The following is a 2,051-nucleotide window of genomic DNA, read 5'->3' as shown; positions in this document are numbered from 1 at the left end:
GGTCAACACCCCGGCGCTGTTCGGCGGCATGGGCTACTCGACCGACGTGGACCCGTCCTTCCAGCTGGGCACGGGCACGTGGAGCGGCTCGATCTGCTCGGACAACGTCACCCCGCTGCACCTGATCAACATCAAGCGCATAGCGCACGAGGTCCGGCCATGGCGCACCGTTTATGACCCGGTGCCCCTGTGAGCGGGAGCGACGGAGCGTTCGCCGTCTGGACCGTGAGCGGGAGTGACGGAGCGTTCGCCGTCTGGACTGACGAGCGCGCGCAGGCGCGTCAGCGCCGAGCACGGGAGGAGGGAAGACGGCGAGTAGCGGAGGAGCGGAGCGAACCATTCAACACAGGAGCGTTCGCCGTCTGGACGTGTGAGGGGGAGTGACGGAGCGTTCGCCGTCTGGACCGTGAGCGGAGCGAACCATCAGACACAGGGCACGAGAGGAGGGAAGACGGTGAGTAGCGCAGGAGCGAACCATTCAACCACCATGACGGACGGTCTGCTCACCGCCGCGGCGGGGCTCACCGGTGTGGCGCCCGGGTTCTCGGGTGGTGCGTTGCGGGTCGGCGTCGATCTCGGTACGGCCAGCTGTGTGCTGGTCGCGCTGGACGCTGGCACCGACGAGCCGGTGTGGGTGGACAGCGAGCCGTCCGGGGCGTTGCGCGACGGGGTGGTGGTGGACTTCGCCGCCGCGACGGCGACCGTGCGGCGGCTCAGGACGCGCTTCGAGGCGGCCTTCGGTTCCACTGTGGACAACGCGGCGGTCGGCTACCCGCCGTGCATCCCGGTCGGGGACGCCCGCGCGTGCGGGTATGTGTGCGAGGCCGCGGGCTTTCTCGACGTCGTCCTGGTGGACGAGGTCACCGCGGCGCAGCGGACCCTCGCGGTGCGCGACGGCGTGGTGGTCGACGTCGGCGGCGGATCGACCGGCGTCGGCGTGTTCCGCGGCGGCCGGCTGGTCGCTCTCGACGACCGGCCCGGCGGCGGCCATCACCTCGATCTCATCCTGGCCGGCGCCCTCGGACTGTCCATATCGGACGCGGAGGAGACGAAGCGGCTGCGCCCCACCGAGGCGCTGCCCATCCTGGTGCCCGGCCTGCAGCGCGTCGCCGAGTCGGTGCGTGCGATGACCGGGGCCGCCGCGGACCTCCCCCTGCACCTCGCCGGCGGCGCGCTGATGATTCCCGGCGCCGGCGACGTGCTGGCCAAGTACCTGGAGCGCAAGGTGATGACCTACCCGCACGCCCTGTTGATCACGCCGATCGGGATCGCGAGGTCGGCGCCGTGAGCGAGCTTGCGAGCGAACCATTGGCACAGCGTGAGCTTGCGAGCGAACCGAGGTCACCGGCCGGCCGCGAGCGGCGGATCCGAGCCTGCGAGGAGATGTCGTGACCGGACCGACGCTGCGCACCTACGCGTTCATCGACCGGATGCAGCCGCAGTGCGCGGCCCACATCGCGGCGACGAGCCCCGGCGACGTGCCGCTGGCCGGCATGGCGGAGCTGTACCTGGAGATGTCGCCGGGCAACGAGGTGTTCCGGGCCGCCGACATCGCCCTCAAGGCGGCCGGGGTGCGCCCCGCGCTGCAGATCATCGAGCGGGAGTTCGGCCTGCTGGAGATCCACTCCGAACAGCAGGCCGAGGTGCTCGCCTCCGGTGAGGCGATCCTCGACGAGCTGGGCATGACCGAGGCCGACCGGCTGAAGCCGGTCATCGCGTCGACGCAGTTCATCACCAACGTGCACCCGTACCAGGCGCAGCTGCTGAACAAGTGGCGCAAGGGCAGCATGCTGCTGGCCGGGCAGAGCCTGTTCGTCATGGAGGTCGCGCCGGCCGCGTACATCTCGATCGCGGCCAACGAGGCGGAGAAGGCGGCGTCGATCACCGTGATCGAGCTGCGCGCGGTGGGCCGGTTCGGCCGGATGTTCCTGGCAGGCACCGAGAGCGAGGTGGAGACCGCCCGGGACGCGGCCGTCGCGGCCCTGGAGGCGATCCACGGCAGGGAGACGCCGAGATGACAGTGTGGTCCGCGGCCGACGTCGACGCCACCC

The 2,051-nt window shown here is 70.9% G+C and carries 2 protein-coding genes and 1 pseudogene; all 3 read left to right on the top strand.

The genetic code is table 11. From position 1 onward, the window contains the following. Positions 1 to 193, top strand: a pseudogene (locus VGD70_RS06440) (recombinase); the annotation flags it as partial. 294 nt (positions 194 to 487) lie between these two features. After that, on the top strand, positions 488 to 1,288 hold the full coding sequence (gene eutJ, locus VGD70_RS06435; RefSeq protein WP_331079102.1) for an ethanolamine utilization protein EutJ: 801 nt from the start codon (positions 488 to 490) through the stop codon (positions 1,286 to 1,288). Between the two features lie 100 nt (positions 1,289 to 1,388). Continuing rightward, positions 1,389 to 2,018, top strand: coding sequence for a hypothetical protein (locus tag VGD70_RS06430; RefSeq protein WP_331079101.1), 630 nt, complete (start codon positions 1,389 to 1,391; stop codon positions 2,016 to 2,018). The last annotated feature ends 33 nt before the right edge of the window (positions 2,019 to 2,051 follow it).

Source organism: Actinophytocola sp. (genome assembly GCF_036402745.1).
GTDB lineage: Bacteria > Actinomycetota > Actinomycetes > Mycobacteriales > Pseudonocardiaceae > Actinophytocola.
The sequence above is the reverse complement of the archived record's forward strand: the minus strand, read 5'-3'. Positions and strand labels throughout refer to the sequence as shown.